This window comes from Sporolactobacillus sp. STSJ-5, assembly GCF_024385605.1.
GTDB lineage: Bacteria > Bacillota > Bacilli > Bacillales > Sporolactobacillaceae > Sporolactobacillus.
Window position 1 is genome coordinate 67539 of record NZ_JANFOJ010000005.1, and the last position, 15394, is coordinate 82932.

At 46.1% G+C, this 15394-nt stretch carries 16 protein-coding genes; 5 read left to right on the forward strand and 11 right to left on the reverse strand.

Annotated features, from left to right (window positions below; all coding sequences use genetic code 11):
* Window positions 1–32: 32 nt before the first annotated feature.
* The 5 genes from NOM01_RS06770 to NOM01_RS06790 form a co-directional block, all read right to left on the reverse strand.
* Entirely contained in the window at window positions 33–1355 is a 1323-nt protein-coding gene (locus tag NOM01_RS06770) for an Nramp family divalent metal transporter (RefSeq protein ID WP_255747698.1), read from the reverse strand.
* Between the two features lie 242 nt (window positions 1356–1597).
* Window positions 1598–2728, reverse strand: coding sequence for a glycosyltransferase (locus NOM01_RS06775; protein ID WP_255747536.1), 1131 nt, complete (start codon window positions 2726–2728; stop codon window positions 1598–1600).
* The gene (locus NOM01_RS06780; protein ID WP_255747537.1) at window positions 2709–3896 is read right to left on the reverse strand and encodes a glycosyltransferase family 4 protein; all 1188 of its coding nucleotides are present in this window, start codon (window positions 3894–3896) and stop codon (window positions 2709–2711) included. The genes NOM01_RS06775 and NOM01_RS06780 overlap by 20 nt, the downstream gene beginning before the upstream one ends.
* A gap of 258 nt (window positions 3897–4154) precedes the next feature.
* A complete protein-coding gene (locus tag NOM01_RS06785) occupies window positions 4155–5384 on the reverse strand; it encodes a peptidase U32 family protein (protein WP_255747538.1) in 1230 nt (409 codons plus the stop codon).
* Between the two features lie 44 nt (window positions 5385–5428).
* Complete coding sequence (locus tag NOM01_RS06790) at window positions 5429–6331, reverse strand: peptidase U32 family protein (RefSeq protein ID WP_255747699.1); 903 nt, start codon at window positions 6329–6331, stop codon at window positions 5429–5431.
* 249 nt (window positions 6332–6580) lie between these two features.
* Here NOM01_RS06790 and NOM01_RS06795 point away from each other — a divergent pair, with 249 nt between their 5' ends.
* Entirely contained in the window at window positions 6581–7444 is an 864-nt protein-coding gene (locus NOM01_RS06795) for an NAD(P)-dependent oxidoreductase (RefSeq protein ID WP_255747539.1), read from the forward strand.
* Between the two features lie 47 nt (window positions 7445–7491).
* On the opposite strand, the gene NOM01_RS06800 is transcribed toward NOM01_RS06795, so the two are convergent.
* The 3 genes from NOM01_RS06800 to NOM01_RS06810 all read right to left on the reverse strand — a co-directional run bounded on the left by NOM01_RS06800 (window position 7492) and on the right by NOM01_RS06810 (window position 9302).
* Window positions 7492–7899: a hypothetical protein gene (locus NOM01_RS06800; RefSeq protein ID WP_255747541.1), complete on the reverse strand. Its 408-nt coding sequence runs from the start codon at window positions 7897–7899 to the stop codon at window positions 7492–7494.
* The gene (gene manA, locus NOM01_RS06805) at window positions 7900–8856 is read right to left on the reverse strand and encodes a mannose-6-phosphate isomerase, class I (protein ID WP_255747543.1); all 957 of its coding nucleotides are present in this window, start codon (window positions 8854–8856) and stop codon (window positions 7900–7902) included.
* A gap of 89 nt (window positions 8857–8945) precedes the next feature.
* The gene (locus tag NOM01_RS06810; protein WP_370645960.1) at window positions 8946–9302 is read right to left on the reverse strand and encodes a YjdF family protein; all 357 of its coding nucleotides are present in this window, start codon (window positions 9300–9302) and stop codon (window positions 8946–8948) included.
* 140 nt (window positions 9303–9442) lie between these two features.
* Between NOM01_RS06810 and NOM01_RS06815 the strand changes: the two genes are divergently transcribed.
* The 4 genes from NOM01_RS06815 to NOM01_RS06830 are packed head-to-tail and all read left to right on the forward strand — an operon-like array spanning window position 9443 to window position 10839.
* Entirely contained in the window at window positions 9443–10033 is a 591-nt protein-coding gene (locus NOM01_RS06815; RefSeq protein WP_255747547.1) for a TetR/AcrR family transcriptional regulator, read from the forward strand.
* Complete coding sequence (locus tag NOM01_RS06820) at window positions 10030–10344, forward strand: carboxymuconolactone decarboxylase family protein (RefSeq protein ID WP_255747548.1); 315 nt, start codon at window positions 10030–10032, stop codon at window positions 10342–10344. The genes NOM01_RS06815 and NOM01_RS06820 overlap by 4 nt, the downstream gene beginning before the upstream one ends.
* Window positions 10341–10592 (forward strand): zinc ribbon domain-containing protein, encoded by a 252-nt coding sequence (locus tag NOM01_RS06825; protein WP_255747549.1) that lies wholly within the window; start codon window positions 10341–10343, stop codon window positions 10590–10592. The genes NOM01_RS06820 and NOM01_RS06825 overlap by 4 nt, the downstream gene beginning before the upstream one ends.
* Complete coding sequence (locus tag NOM01_RS06830) at window positions 10585–10839, forward strand: TfoX/Sxy family protein (RefSeq protein WP_255747551.1); 255 nt, start codon at window positions 10585–10587, stop codon at window positions 10837–10839. The genes NOM01_RS06825 and NOM01_RS06830 overlap by 8 nt, the downstream gene beginning before the upstream one ends.
* A gap of 90 nt (window positions 10840–10929) precedes the next feature.
* Here NOM01_RS06830 and NOM01_RS06835 read toward each other — a convergent pair whose 3' ends face one another.
* The 3 genes from NOM01_RS06835 to NOM01_RS06845 form a co-directional block, all read right to left on the reverse strand.
* Window positions 10930–12387, reverse strand: coding sequence for an NCS1 family nucleobase:cation symporter-1 (locus NOM01_RS06835; protein ID WP_255747553.1), 1458 nt, complete (start codon window positions 12385–12387; stop codon window positions 10930–10932).
* 343 nt (window positions 12388–12730) lie between these two features.
* Window positions 12731–14083, reverse strand: coding sequence for an allantoinase (locus tag NOM01_RS06840; protein WP_255747555.1), 1353 nt, complete (start codon window positions 14081–14083; stop codon window positions 12731–12733).
* A gap of 42 nt (window positions 14084–14125) precedes the next feature.
* Window positions 14126–15370 carry a pyridoxal-phosphate-dependent aminotransferase family protein gene (locus NOM01_RS06845; protein ID WP_255747556.1) on the reverse strand — a complete coding sequence of 415 codons (1245 nt, stop codon included), beginning with the start codon at window positions 15368–15370 and terminating at the stop codon, window positions 14126–14128.
* Between the last annotated feature and the right edge of the window lie 24 nt (window positions 15371–15394).

A 15394-nucleotide genomic window follows, 5' to 3' on the forward strand; every position in this document is an offset into this window, starting at 1 on the left:
TACTTTTTCTTCTATAGTATAGTAATTTTTGATCAGCCGCTGAATGTGCCGTAAATCAGGAATATGTTTAAACAGGTTAGAATCACGGTAATCACCCATGCCAGATATTTAATCCAAGTAGGATTGGCAAACCTGCCCATCATTTTTTTACTGCTGGTAAAAATCGTTAAGGGAATAATAGCGAATGGAAGTTGAATACTGAGAAAAACTTGAGTATAAAGGAGCAGTTGCTCGACCGCTTCCTCTCGTCCTCCGTACAGAATGACACAGATGATCACCGGTACAACTGCGATCAGACGAGTGATGATTCGACGCAGCCACATTGGGACTTTCATGCGGATGAAGCCTTCCATGACAATCTGCCCGGATAGTGTTCCGGTTATTGTGGAATTCTGTCCGGAGGCGAGTAAGGCGATGGCAAAAAGTGTGCTGAGTACCGGACTTGCGATCACGCCGACAATCTGCGAATTGCCGAGCGCATTGTAGAGATCAGTAAAACGTCCGAGATTACTGGCATGCCCGTAAAACATTGAAGCTCCAAGGATAAGGAGCAGACTGTTAATGACAAATGCTACCGACAAACTGACATTGGAGTCAATCGTCGCGAATCGGATCGCTTGTTTCTTTCCTTTATCATTGCGTTCAAACTGGCGCGCTTGAACAATCGATGAATGCAGGTACAGGTTATGCGGCATAACCGTTGCTCCCACAATACCGAGTGCGAGTAAAAGGGCACCTTTATCTGACGCAATCGCCGGGCTAGGCACATAACCAGCAAAAATCTGCCCGGCGGACGGATTAGAAAGCATCACTTCATAAAGGAAAACAACAAGAATCGTAGCGATTAACGTAGCAACGATGGCTTCAATTTTTCTAAACCCGACTTTCGTCAAGGTAAGCAACAGGAGTACATCAAGCGTCGTAATGAGGACGCCGACAAGAAGCGGAAGTTTAAATAAAAGTTCAAGTGCGACGGCACCGCCGATGACTTCTGCTATATCGGTCGCCATAATGGCAAGCTCGGTCATGATCCACAACACGATGGAAACCGGCTTATTTGTAGCCTTTCGCGTGGCTTGAGCAAGATCCATACCTGTGACAATTCCTAATCGTGCCGACATACTTTGCAGCAGCATCGCAATTAAATTCGAGATCAAAATCACCGACAGGAGTGTATACGCATATTGCGAACCGCCTTGTATCGACGTGATCCAGTTGCCAGGATCCATGTAGCCGACGGCAACCAGAGCCCCCGGTCCACTATAAGCGGCCAGCATTTTCCAAAAGCCCGCTTTCTTAGGCAGCGCGACCGTGTTATTGATTTCTTCCAAGCTCGCTCCGTCTGAGTAATGCATCACATGTTTTTTCCTGCGCCGATGTAAATCGATTGCATCCTCCATTTTCTTCAGCTCCTTTGTTTCGTCTGCATCATTATTTTGCATTAAGGAAACATTTTTGTCAACATGAAATTTGGTCTTTTTTGTTTTTTTGCCCGTCCTTTTTTGAAATAATATTTATTTAGCAAAAAAAAGTAAAAAAATAATGCCCGTGACCCATTGGTCCGGCACATCACTTTTTAAATAAGATTGTAGATTTTTTACAGAGAATAGCCACGCTGCTCCTCTGCGCCTTTGCTTTCTTTTAAGGTTCGCCAATAAATCAGCTCGGTCATCAAATAAGCAATCGTTGACTCGGCACCTTGGTTTCGGTTGATGCCCTTTTCCTCCAAGCCGTCGCGGCCGCCGCCTTCTGCAGCATCTGCAACCGGCACATGCAGGTCATTTGCGCCATGGAACCAGTTGCGGCAATTTTCTAGGACTCTGAGATACTTCTCCGGAGTACTGAGAGCAGAGACGGCTTGTTCTGCGGCAAGCGCCAATTTCATCACTTCAAGCGGCTGCTGATCCCACTGGCTGGCGCATTCTCGCGTGCACCACCCATGATTGCCAATTGGATGAACCAAACCGTCCTCACGCGTCATTTTGTTTATAAGAAAATCAAGCGATTCTTCCGCAATGAGCAACGTGTCACTGTTTCCACTGACGCTGAACGAATGGAAAAGTGCCCAGGGCAACACTCCGTTTCCGTAGGTCATGACCGGTTCAAACCAGCGCCAGCTCGTATCTGAGTTACGCTCAAACAGAGCAAGCAGCTTTGCTTCCAGGTTCTCAATACATTCCGGTGTTTCTTCGCGAACAAAATTTTGAAATTCAGGCGTCCAGCTCAGTTCACCGCAGCGCATGTTGAGCAAGCTTGCTGCCGAAAGTGCATAGGCCGTTCCGCGCGGAAAGTTTAACTTTTTGACCAATGGAAAGGCCTTTTGAAACAGTGCAGCTGCTGCCCAGCGACTGTCCGGATTCGGAAGATCCAAGCAGGCAACCGCGCAAGCCCAAAGCGATCGTCCGAGGCAGTCTTCCGAGGGCTGTTCTTCTTCCAATGTTCGATCATAGGCGTAATTATTATGAAAATGACCATCCGCTTGCTGCGCGTATTCAAGAAAGGACAGGTAAACCGAAGACAACCGACGCAGCTGCAGGCTTTCCATGCCTTTCAATGGATCTCCCGCAATAAGCTTCTGCCATTCCGAGACGAGCCACAGTGCGCGGGCATTATCGTCTGTTGAGTAGCCCTCGCTGCGACGCGGAATGTTTCCGAGCGCATGCTCGACCAGACCTGTATCATCGGTCATCCGTTCCAGATGCGTCATTTTAATCTTGAGTCTTGGCAATCGATTCCACCCCGATTGACGGTTGGTTCAATACTGCTTCCGAAAATACTTTATTGTATTTTTTCCCGACTTGCGGCCAACTCATCGGCAATCCGATATGTGCCATTTTCCGTTGATAAGCGGCAAGCAGCGTCTCATTTGAAAGTAGCGCATTCATCTTTTCGACCCATCCGGCCTGATCATCATACGCAACAAATAATTCTTCACAGCCCTTGAGCAGATCCTGCGCGTATTGATACGGTGTTGACAATACCGGCCTGCCTAAGCCGATCGCATAGGCCAAAGTACCGCTCGTGATCTGATCAAGTCCCGGGTAAGGAGTAATGTATAAGTCGCATGAGGTGATATAGCGGACAAGATCCTGCTCCGTCATGAATTCGTCAATCATTTGTACATGATTTTCCAGATGATGCTGACGGATTAAGGTCTTCAATTCCTCACGATAAGATTCTCCTTCCAGCTTTTTCACGTTCGGATGTGTCTGCCCGATAATGACGTAAAGCGCATTCGGCACTTTTTTAACGACTTTGGGAAGTGCGCGAATGACCGCTTCAATGCCCTTATTTCTACTCAGAAATCCGAAGGTCATGATTACCTTGCGATCCTGCCAGCCGATCTTATTCCGAAAGTCTGCGCGCTTTTTCATATCCGCAATCGGTGTGCCGTGGGAAATAAATTCAATTTTATCTTTATTAATGTGAAAGCTGTCTTTTAAATAGGAAATGGCTTTATGGTTCATTACGACGATTTTGTCACTGCGTTCAGCAAGCTCGCGCTGGATTGATGCATAAGGCTCCTCGGGCTTCTTGAAGACCGTGTGAAATGTTGTAACGAGCGGCTTCTTCAGCGCACGAACAAAATCAAGGATATAATCGCCAGCATTGCCTCCGAAGATACCGAACTCATGTTGAAGTGAGACGACGGACACCGAACTCTTATTGATTTCCTTAGCTACCCTAAGATAATCCGATCTGTTTTCTCTTTCAATGGACCATTTGAAGAATGAATCATTGGGATACGATGTGTCCTTATCCTTAATAACGACAACCGGGTCGGCCAAGGACTTGCGCTTCGCCTTCTGCACATTCTGTCTCAAATGATACGTGTATGTGGCAATACCGCACTTCTGGGGAAGATACGTACTTACATAAGCTACCTGTTCACTCATATCGAAAACCGCGCTCCTTTTAAATTGAACTTCATTGGTGATACAGGAAAGGTAGATTAGCACTCACATTGAATGACTGCTAACAATAGTGTAGTCTTTTTTTTCGGAAAATTCAAGGTGTGCATGTCCGACATCACTCATCCCATAGGCGGCCACATGGACGCTAAGGTAGGCGGATCAATTGAAATTATTATTTTTTAAACGGATTTTAAATAAAAAATCCTTCACCTATTTGGCACAGGCAAAGGATTAATAAGTTTATGCATCTGATTTTTTTCGCATCAAAAAGTAAGGTTCGACCGGCGCGTCGACAGTCATCGTTACGGTCATCATCGGATTGGGAGCACGGTCAATCGGTTCGCCGTCCTCGTTCCACAGATCACGCACTGTCTGTTTGAAATGCGCAAATCCCGGTCCGTAAAATTCAACTTCCTCGCCGACACCGAAATTATTGCGCTGTTCCAGCGTCGCGATCTTTGTATCCGGATCGTAATCTAAAACTTGAGCTGCGAAAGTGTATTTCGGTATTTTACGCGCTTTGCCGAAGAGCTGTTCCTTTTCGGTCGGCACACCATAATAAAAACCGGTCGACAGATCGCGCTGAGCGACCTTCCAAATCTCATCATCCCATGCCGGATCAAAGACAAAATGTACCGGATCGCTGCAGTAAGCGTCGACCGCATTGCGATACACATTGGAAACCGTTGATACATAATGGATCGATTTCATTCGGCCTTCAATTTTCAAGCTGTTAACACCTGCATCAATCATATCAGGCAGATGATGAAGCATTGACAAATCGACCGCACTCATCGAAAACGGCTCATCATCGCGCAGATGACTGTTCGGCTCACCGTTGTCCATGTCGAACAGATCGTATTTCCAACGGCAGGACTGAGCGCAGCCGCCGCGATTCGCGTCACGATTCACCATGTGATTGGAGAGCGTGCAGCGTCCTGAATAAGCAATGCACATCGCGCCATGAATGAAGGCTTCAATCTCGATATCTGTATGGCGGCGCATTTCGCGGATTTCCTCAATACCTACTTCTCTTGCAAGCACCACGCGCTCGAGTCCGATGCTTTTCCAGAACTCAAGTGTCTTGTAATTCGTCGCCGAGGCTTGCGTCGACAAATGGATTGGCAGTCCCGGTGCGGCGTTAAAGCAGACGACAATCAACGCCGGATCCGAAATGATCACCGCATCCACGCCAATGGATTGCAGCGTCTTAAAGAATTCGTCTGCTCCATTACCGTCACCTTCATGCGTCACCATGTTTGCCGCAACAAAAACCTTCGCCCCGTGTTCGTGAGCGAAAGCGACACCTTCAGACATCTCTTCATAGGAAAAGTTGCCTGCACGCGAGCGCAGCCCAAATGCCTGACCGCCAATGTAGACTGCATCCGCGCCGTAACGGATCGCCATTTTCAGCTTTTCTAAATTGCCTGCCGGAGCAAGCACTTCAGGTTTCTTCTCAATCTTTTTCATCTTTGTTCTCCTTCTTGCATGCAATAGTCTAAGAGGCTGTTCTATTAATGAACGTCTTCAGGATTTTTCAAGTAAAAACCGGTACCGAGCGGCCGATGTGCCGGCTGCAGCTTGACTAAACGGTTGCAAAAGCTCTCCGGTACAAAAGCGCCGGATTCAAGTGCTCGTCTTGCCTCAGCAAAAAGCGACACAATTTGAACAAAGCGTTCACCATGGAGCAGCACGCCGTCAAGCTTCCATGTATTCAAGCCGTTCTCGCGCATTAATTTCAGCTGCCCCATCAATGATAGATCATCCGTTGAAAAAATATGAGTCCCGTCCGTATCTTCAAAAATAGGATATTGACTGTCCGGATTTTTCGGATCGCGCAGGTACAGTGTCTGATCGTTCTTCTCAACTCCACCGGTGTACTTAAAATAATTTTTCAGGAGCGGGCGTCCGGATTGATGAATACATGTTGGTCCGTAAACCTGGACCTCGATGGGCTGATCCAATTTTTGCTGCATCTCAATTAATTCTTTTAAAGTTAATTCGCGGGCGGCAACTGCGCCTGAGGCACCTTGACTGATCCAAAAAGCAACCTGTTCCGCCGAAGTAACCAATGTGCCGGCATCATAAATAAAATTCAACGGGAGTCCCAATTCCCTCAAGACAAAAATTGCACCAGGATCTCCGATTGAAACAGTATCCACACCAAATTTTCCAAGTTGAGACAAGTACGGAGCCAATGCACTGATCTGTTCGTTATGCATCAGTGCGTTGCAGGCAACCGTTATTTTTTTCCCGCGGCGATGCACCAAGTCGGAAATCCGACCAATACTTTCTAAACTGAGCGGCTTTGGCAGGCGCAGACCGAATGGATGACCGCCGACATAGAGCCTGTCCGCCCCGGCGTCGATTAGTGCTTCAGCCTGCTCCAATGATTCTGCAGTAGCAATAATTTCAATCAAATGAAAACCTCCGTATACAAACATTTATGCTTTTCATTATATCATGATCGTTTTTAGGTCAACCAGCTTTCTAAGCAAGTCAATGTGTATTCACGGATTTTTGTGCTATTCTGACAGTAGGGACTCAATCGAATGAGCCTATTGACGAAAACTTGGCTGAAGCAGGTACGAAATCTTCGTACTTCCTTATTTTGATGAAAAGCGGTGTTGAGAAACAAAACAGCCGCAAGCAAGGAGAGATGATAGATGATTGGATTTATTGGAATCGGTATTATGGGCAGCCGCATGGCTAGACGTCTGCTTGACGCAGGACATGAACTGATCGTTTACAACCGCACCAAGTCGAAAACCGAACCACTGATTAAAAAAGGTGCGCTGCTGGCAGGTTCACCAAAGGAGGTCGGTTCACAAGCTGACATCGTATTTACCATGCTCGCCAACCCTCAGGCGGTAGATGCAGTCGCTTACGGCGACAATGGACTGCTTGCCGGTATGAAACAAGACGCACTTTGGGTAGACAGCAGTACGATCAGCCCGACTCAATCGGTAAAATTAGCTGATGACGCAAAAAATGAAGGTATTCACTTTTTGGATGCACCGGTCGCAGGTTCAACGGGTCCTGCTGAAAAAGGCGAATTGATCTTCTTCGTTGGCGGTGAATCTCGAGACCTAGAAAAGGTACGTCCATTGCTCAACATCATGGGAAAAGAAATTCACCATAAAGGAGCAAATGGAACCGGTACGGCGATGAAATTGGTCAATAACCTGATGCTCGGACAGACTGTCGCTGCTTTTTCCGAAGCGGTTGCTTTCGGTGAAAGTCTTGGACTGGACAAAGCTGGTGTGATCAAATCACTGTTTGCGGGTCCAACTGCCGCGCCGATTCTTCATTTCAAGGAGAGCAAAATGATGAACGAAGACTTCGAGAACGCGGACTTCAAAGTAAACAGCATCTATAAAGATATGGAGCTCGCTTCCGAGGAAGCGTACAAGCATGGCTTTGCCCTTCCGCTATCGAACACCCTAAAGGCAATGTACGGATTATGCCAGCAGCAAGGTAAAGGCGAGTACGATTTTGCGACCATCTATGATTTTCTGAAGAAAAAATAACTGCTGAGTATAAATGGGAGCGTGGGGACAACCCCTCGCTCCCATTTTTATATATGCCGTTTTCGCCATTTTTTAGCGGCAACGCGTTTCTTCTGGTCAATATGCCTGATCTGGTCAGTGGCACGTCTTATTTTTTCGGTCAATGTGAGCATCGGTTCCGAATCAATCAAGACGTTCACATCATGTATTTTGGCAATTGCGGCCGCCTGAAGAGCGACACCAACTGCTGCATTCTGAAGCAGCAGGATTAAATTGCAACGAGCAATCCCACGTTTAACGATCGAAAGCTCATTTTTTCTCAATTCATCGCCATTGTTTTCAAGTAAGAAAACAGTCGCGATTCCCTGTATTTTACGACTGATAATCAACTGTTTTTTATGCTTAGTAAATCCAGTGTGATCGGATTGCTTCGCACCGATCACCATGATCGCCGGCTTTTTTCTCATGCCGCTCATTTATACTGGATTCGACACAATCAGGTCTGCATGACCGATGATTTGCAGCGTTTCAACAGATGCAGGTACTACAAGATGGTCGCCTTTTTTCAAATCATAGCCCGAATCGTCAATTTGAAGCTTTCCTTCACCGTCAAGCACACTCATCAGCAGGAACGGCCAGTTCTTCTTGATCGGTTCCGTGCAGCCGCGCACTTCCCAGTGAGAGACGGTAAACAGGCTCTCACGCAGTAATTCGGTGAATTTTGCTTCCGTTTCCTGACGCACATGATAGGTCAGCTCGGGATCGACATGCGGACAATTTGCGACATCAATGGACTGCTGAATATGCAGTTCACGTGGTTTTCCATCCGCTCCGGGCCGGTCATAGTCATAGACACGATAGGTTGTATCTGAACTTTGCTGAGTCTCAAGTATCAGGCAACCGCCGCAGATCGCATGAATGGTCCCGCTCGGCACATAGAAAAAGTCACCTGGTTTAACCTTTACCCGGCGCAGCAGGCTGTCCCATTTCTTCTCGGCAACGGCCTTGCGGAAGTCCTCTCGTGTTTGGGCCGTATGTCCGTATACAATTTCTGAATCTGCATCACAGTCAATAATGTACCAGCACTCCGTCTTGCCGAATGGCACATGCTCCTTAGCCTGTGCATAGGCATCGTCCGGATGAACCTGCACGGAAAGATCCGTACGTGCGTCAAGAATTTTGGTCAGCAGGGGAAAGTCATCTCCGGCATAGTTGTCGAACAATTCCCTGTGCTGTGCCCATGCGTCGGCAAGCGTTTTACCTGCAAGAGTCCCGTTTTTGATTACAGCCGGGCCATTCGGGTGCGCTGAAATCCCCCAGCATTCACCAGTTGTTTCGCTCGGTATGTTATACCCGAACAAGTCGCGCAGCCGCGTGCCGCCCCAGATCTTATCGTGAAGCGCCGGCTCTAGAAAAAGCGGTGTTTTATCCATAATAGAAATCGTCCCCCGTTCTGTTCAATCCACTTCTATTATACCATGCTTTTTGTTGCAAAATGGTGGCGCTTTATTTTAGCGGAAAATTAGATTTTTCCGCGATGTCTCAGCTTGGCTTTCTTTTTTCTCAATTGATACTCCTGCTGCTTTAAAATCTTTTTTTCTTCCTTACTGCGCAAGCGGTGTATTTTCTTTTTTTGTTCGAATGCTTCTTTCAAAGCTTTTTGCGCTTTTGTACCAATCCCTGAATTACGGGATTCTTTTTTGACCATGCGCCTTAATCGCTTCGCATTGATGCATTTACGGCGATGAATAGCTTCCTTCTCTCGAGCAACAGGCAGACTTCGATCAATGAGTTGATCCAAGCCACAACAAACAAAAGATAAAACATCAGGATTGCTAGGCTCCGGTCCGAACACATGCCGCGCAACAATCAATACCAACCGGATCGTGTTTTTTCATTTCAAAGATGATTGAAGCATTTCAAAAGAATGCTGTCAACGCCGTTTGCTGACACATGACTTGCGAAATTAAAGACACGGAATTATAATGACTATACAGTCAGTGAGTGAGGAGTCATTTAATGAATAAGCGAGAGCAACAAAGACAGCAGACACGCGCAGCAATTCTTACGGCCGCCGAACATGTTTATGCAATCAATGGCTTTATACGTCCATCAACACAGATGATTGCCAAAGAAGCCGGTGTCGCTCATGGCACTGTCTTTCTTCATTTCCAATCACAGGAAAAATTAATCCTGGCAGTGATTGACAATTTAGGAACGGCACTAACGGCACAAATCCATGAATCATCGGAACCGGGACATTGTCTCAGTGACGTTTTGCAAACACATCTAACCGCGATTGAAGCAAGTGAATCACTTTACACCCATTTGATCATGGACTTGCAGCAATTGCCGGAAGAAGCACAACAAACAGTGATTGGTATTCAATCAGTGATTGCCCATCATTTGGATCAAGTCATGACTCAATTGAAGAATGAGAAAAAAATAAAGGATCTCCCCTTTTCGTTCCTATTCAACACATGGATCGGACTCATTCATTACTATCTGATGAACCGTAGGCTGTTTGCACCGCAAGGATCAGTCCTTGCTCTTTATAAAAACCAATTAATAGCAAATTTTTTAAAACTACTGGAGGTGGATTGTAAATGAATATGATGAATTTTTTTATGAAGGAAGCCCCTGAAGCCGCGCAAGCGTTTAATGGGCTCATCAGAACGCTATCAACATCAACAGGACTTGATCCAAAGACGAAACAGCTTATCTATATCTCCATGAAAGCATCGCAAGGAGATGCTGCCGCTGTTACCGCCCATACCCATATGGTGAAAAATCTTGGTGCTTCACGTGATGAACTAAAAGAAGCAATTTTAATGACGCTGACTGTATCTGGAATTAAAGGTGTTGCAACATGCCTGAAACCGGCACTTGATGTGTTTGATTCGGAGGTCGATGAAAAATGAAGCAATGTATTGCATGTGGTATGCCTATGAAAAATGTTGACGATTATCCACTTGGCGACACAACGAAAGACTATTGCAAATTTTGCGCACGGCCAGATGGGAGCATGCAAAGCTATGATGAAAAACTGGCATCTATGACCCAGTTCATCATAAGAACCCAAGGGCTCAACGTAAATGTCGCTCAAGAATCCGCAGCGTTCATGATGCGTAAGCTTCCCGCGTGGAAAAAGGGCGATTCTAATGACTGAGTTATCCAGCCTCCCCAATCTCGGGCCGGTACTAATTAAGGAACTGCATCGAATCCATATTCGCACTGCGGAAGAATTACGCGCTATGGGAAGTGAGCAAGCCTTTCTAGCTGTGAAGGTAAATGATCCATCCGCTTGTCTATGCAAGTTCTATGCACTTGAAGGCGCTGTTCGAGGAATACGCTGGCATGCGTTGTCCCCTGAAAGAAAAAAAGAGTTGAAAAATTTTCTTGAAAATCATAAATAATACGGACGAATGTTCGAAAAAAAAACATGAGTAAGCAGCCGCTCACTCATGTTTTCATTCTGTCTATTTATCTATAAAGTTAGGAAACCTTTACTCCGCTCCAGAAAATTCAGTGCTTGCGGCTACCTGTTCGCTCCGCATTATAGCACCATAAACGATTCCTGTGATCAGCACACCGATCGGCCATGAGAATGCGGCAACTGCTGAGAATACAGGGATGAGTGCCAGAGGAACCGTGATAATGATTCCTACAATAAATGCGATGAACGCTTTTACATGGTACCCGTTCTTATACCAGTATTCACCCTTTTTCTCTTCATACAATGCTTGCACATTGATCTTACCGCGCTTAATTAAATAGTAATCAACAATGATAATTGCGAAGATCGGTCCGAGAAAAGCGCCAAGTCCGCCGAGAAAATAGTTGACGGCAACCGGATTGCTGTACACTTGCCACGGCATGACAACGATTGAGAGAATCGAAGTAATCATCGCTCCGCGGCGAAAATTGATATGTTTCGGTGCCAGATTGGCAAAGTCATAAGCAGGAGATACAAGATTAGCAACGATATTCACACCCATTGTGGCAATGATAAAGACGATTGCACCGACAACGAGGAAAAACGGATTGCTCACACGCTGAATGAGGAGAACCGGATCCGTTATCGCTTTCCCAAATACAGTAATGGTCCCGGCTGTCACAACAACAGAAGCCAGTGAAAAAGCGGTAAAGTTAACGGGCAGACCCCAGAAATTTCCCCGTTTCGTTGTCTTCACTGAAGGTGAAAAGCGAGTAAAGTCACTAACATTCAGAATGATTGTTGAAAAATAGGCAATGACAAGTGAAATCGCACTGAAAAATTGAATCACTGCCTGTCCTGAAGAAATCTTTACAGGGCTGACACCGATGTTTATTTTTCCGCCTGCCTTGATCGCGATCCAGACGATTAAAATCAGCATCATCAGATAAACAACAGGACCGCAGAAGTTATCAAATTTACGAATAAATTCCATTCCATAATTAAATACAACGAACTGCAACAACCAAAGAAAGAGAAAACCGATCCATCCGGGAAGTGAAAGTCCAAGGAATGTGTAGCCCATCATTGATTTCATGTCCGGAAAGATAAGCAATAGAATCGCGACAACGGCAACTGATGAAAGGTACGTCTGAATTCCATACCAAAAGATAGCGATGAATCCGCGAATCAATGCAGGCACATTCCCGCCGAATACGCCAAATGAAATGCGCGACAGAACCGGATAAGGCACACCAAGCTTGGTTCCTGCAACACCGGTCATATTGGCAAGATACATGACAGCAAAAGCGCCAATGATTTCTGCAACAAGGACTTCCCAACCGGTCAATCCAAGAAAAAATAAGCCGGCTGCAAAAGTATAGGTACCGATACTGTGCACATCGGACATCCACATCGACAGTAAGCTGTAGGTCGTCCAGCGTCTTTCTTTGGCGGGAGCCAAATCTTCGTTATACAAGTGTGAACTCGGTTCCGTGATCGTCCCTTTAAAAATTTCATTTGAACCCATACTCATACCCTCCATCATCCAGAATATTTTGATATTAATAAGCAAATCAATTACCCAACTTCAGCCAATCTGTTTTTGGACATCCTAATCCCTTTTGATGAGTCGTGCAGAAAATAATGTTTCTTCAACTCACAAAGTACGTTAAATAATATTACATAGATTATATTAAAGAGCATTTCTATGTTTGTCATTAGCTATAATATATAAAAAAGTAATTCTTTTTTGTACTAAGTTAACTATTCTCCTAGATGTATATATAAAATATGTCATATTTTATGACACGAATAAACCGTGTACACTTTTTTATACACGGTCAATCATTCTATAGAGAAATTACAATTACTTACTTTCCTGGACGAATCCATTTTCCCGAAGCTGCACCATTGATGCCATCCGTATTAGAGTAGACAACCGTCCCTCGATTAATCGTCATCTGAATGCTCGAAGGGAAAACATGGCCCTCGTACAGGCTAAATTTATTCTTTTGATAAAGCTTATCTGTTGTTACCTGTTCAGGCTTATCAAGTGCTACAACCGCAAGGTCCGCATCAGCGCCTTTACGGATTTCTCCCTTTTGCGCTGTGAGCTGAAAACGCTCCGCCGGTTGCTTAGCCGTCCAGTCTGCCACTTTAGTGAGTGGGAGATCCTGAGCCAAGGCAATCTCAATCGCGCTTAATAACGAAAACTGACCGCCGCTAATGCCGCCCCAAGCGGTAAAAATGCTGTCTGTCTGCTTGTCTTTCCATTCGCATGGCGAGTGATCCGAGGAGACCATGTCAATCTGTCCTTGAATCAGAAGATCAACTAGGCCACGACGTTCCGTTTCCGAACGAAGTGGCGGTGCGCATTTCCCCACAACACCGATCTTGCGAAAATCCTCATGACTATAAAGCAAATAATGTGGGCAGGTTTCAAGCGTAACGTCCTGCCCCCTCTTTTTAGCAGCTTGAATCAATGTAACGGCCTCAATCGTACTGATATGAACAAAATGCAGTGGGCAACCGGTGACTTCAGCGAATGTCAAAGCTCGCGAAACAGCCTCAGTTTCCGCCTGGACAGGGCGAGATTCTGCATAGTCATCATACCCCGTTAACCCTTTAGCTTCTTTTTCCTTTTGAAGAAAAGTGACGAGCGGGGCACTTTCCGAGTGAAGGGCGAGCACGGATCCGGTTTTTGCAATGCGCTTCATCCCTTCAAGGAGCGATTCATCATCAACAGAATGAAAATAGGGATTTCCTGAAGGAGATAAAAATGCTTTAAACCCGATCGCGCCAGCATCGGCCAGATCAGCCAAGTCATTCAGGTTCTCCGGAACAAGCCCGCCCCAAAGGCCAAAGTCAATGTGTGACTTTGCTTCACCAACAGCCACTTTATCAACAAATGCTTCTTTAGTAACTGTTGAAGGAATACCATTAAGCGGCATATCAAAAAAGGTGGTGCAGCCGCCGGCGGCAAGCATTGCCGAACCGGTTTCAAAGCCTTCCCAATTCTCTCGGCCTGGCTCATCAAAGTGAACATGAACATCAATCATTCCAGGAAAAACGGTCATCCCTTCAGCATTGACGACTTGTTTTGCTTCTCCATCCAATACCTGACCCAGTGCTGTGATTTTTCCGCTGTTAATACCGATATCGAGTCTTTTCACTTCATTCGACAGCACAACATTGCCATTTCTGATCAGTAAGTCGTAAGGCACAGCCTTCATCTCCCTTAAAATGAAAACAATCCGAATCGTTGTTTATTCAGCCGCCTCATCATATACATCCATCGCCGCCTGCAAGCCCTCGCCACGATTGACAGAGACACCGCAGCGAATCAGTGACGCTTCCAATCCCGCAAGAACCGCGAGTACATTATCTTTTCGGCAGCCGTAGCCCATTGTACCGATTCGCCAAATCTTTCCTTGAAGTGATCCAAATGAACCGGCAATTTCAATACCGAATTGGTTCAACAATACGCCGCGCACATCATCTGCATTCGCGCCTTCAGGAACTGACACGCAAGTCACTGTCGGCATTTTGCATTCCGGATCCCCGAACAAATCAAGTCCCATGGCTTCGATGCCTACCATCAGCGCTTTTTCATTTAATTTGTGTCGAGCAAAACGCTTGGTCAGACCTTCATCCAAAACAAGCCGTAGTCCCTCATGCAATGCGTACTCCATCGACGTGGCTTCAGTATGATGATTTAACCGGCGTTCGCTCCAATAATCCTGAAGCTGGCTTAAATCAAAGTAATTACTTCGAATCGGCATCACAGCAGCCGAATTGTTGTCTGATTCAGTCGCGATACCCCGTTCAACCTTTTTCCTGCTCAAAATAACGCGTTCAACCCGTTCGTTATACGTAATCGGCGTGATTCCCGATGGTACGGAAAGACATTTTTGCGCGCCGCCGATCACCGCGTCAAGGCACCATTCATCAGTGCGAACATCGGCACCGCCGAATGTCGCAACACTATCAACAACAAGCAGCGCATTCAATTCGCGGCATGCATGACCGATTTCAGACAGAGGCTGCATCCGCCCGGTCGACGTTTCTCCGTGAACAAGTGCTACGACTTTAGGTTGAACCTTCTCGATCTCCGCAATGACATCCTGTGGATCGAAAACAGTTCCCCATGGACAGGTCATCGTATGAATGTCCGCACCGTAACGCTCACCGATTTCAACAAACAGGTCGCCAAAACGGCCATAAATCGGGACCAGCATCCGGTCCCCCGGTTCTATGAGACTGGCAATGACTGCTTCGAGTCCGGCACGCGAGGTACCGTCAATCGGATAAGCCCAATGGTTTTTTGTTTGAAAAGTCTCGCGCAGCATGGCCATTACTTCATTCATGACCTGTGTAAATGCCGGATCAAACTGACCAAGAATCGGCATGGACATCGCACGCAGCACGCGTGGATCGACCTCAACCGGTCCGGGAGTCATAATTTTACGCGGAGGCACTTTTAGCATTCGTTGTTCCATTGTTGTTTCCATAGTTTCACTCTTTTCCGCAAATAA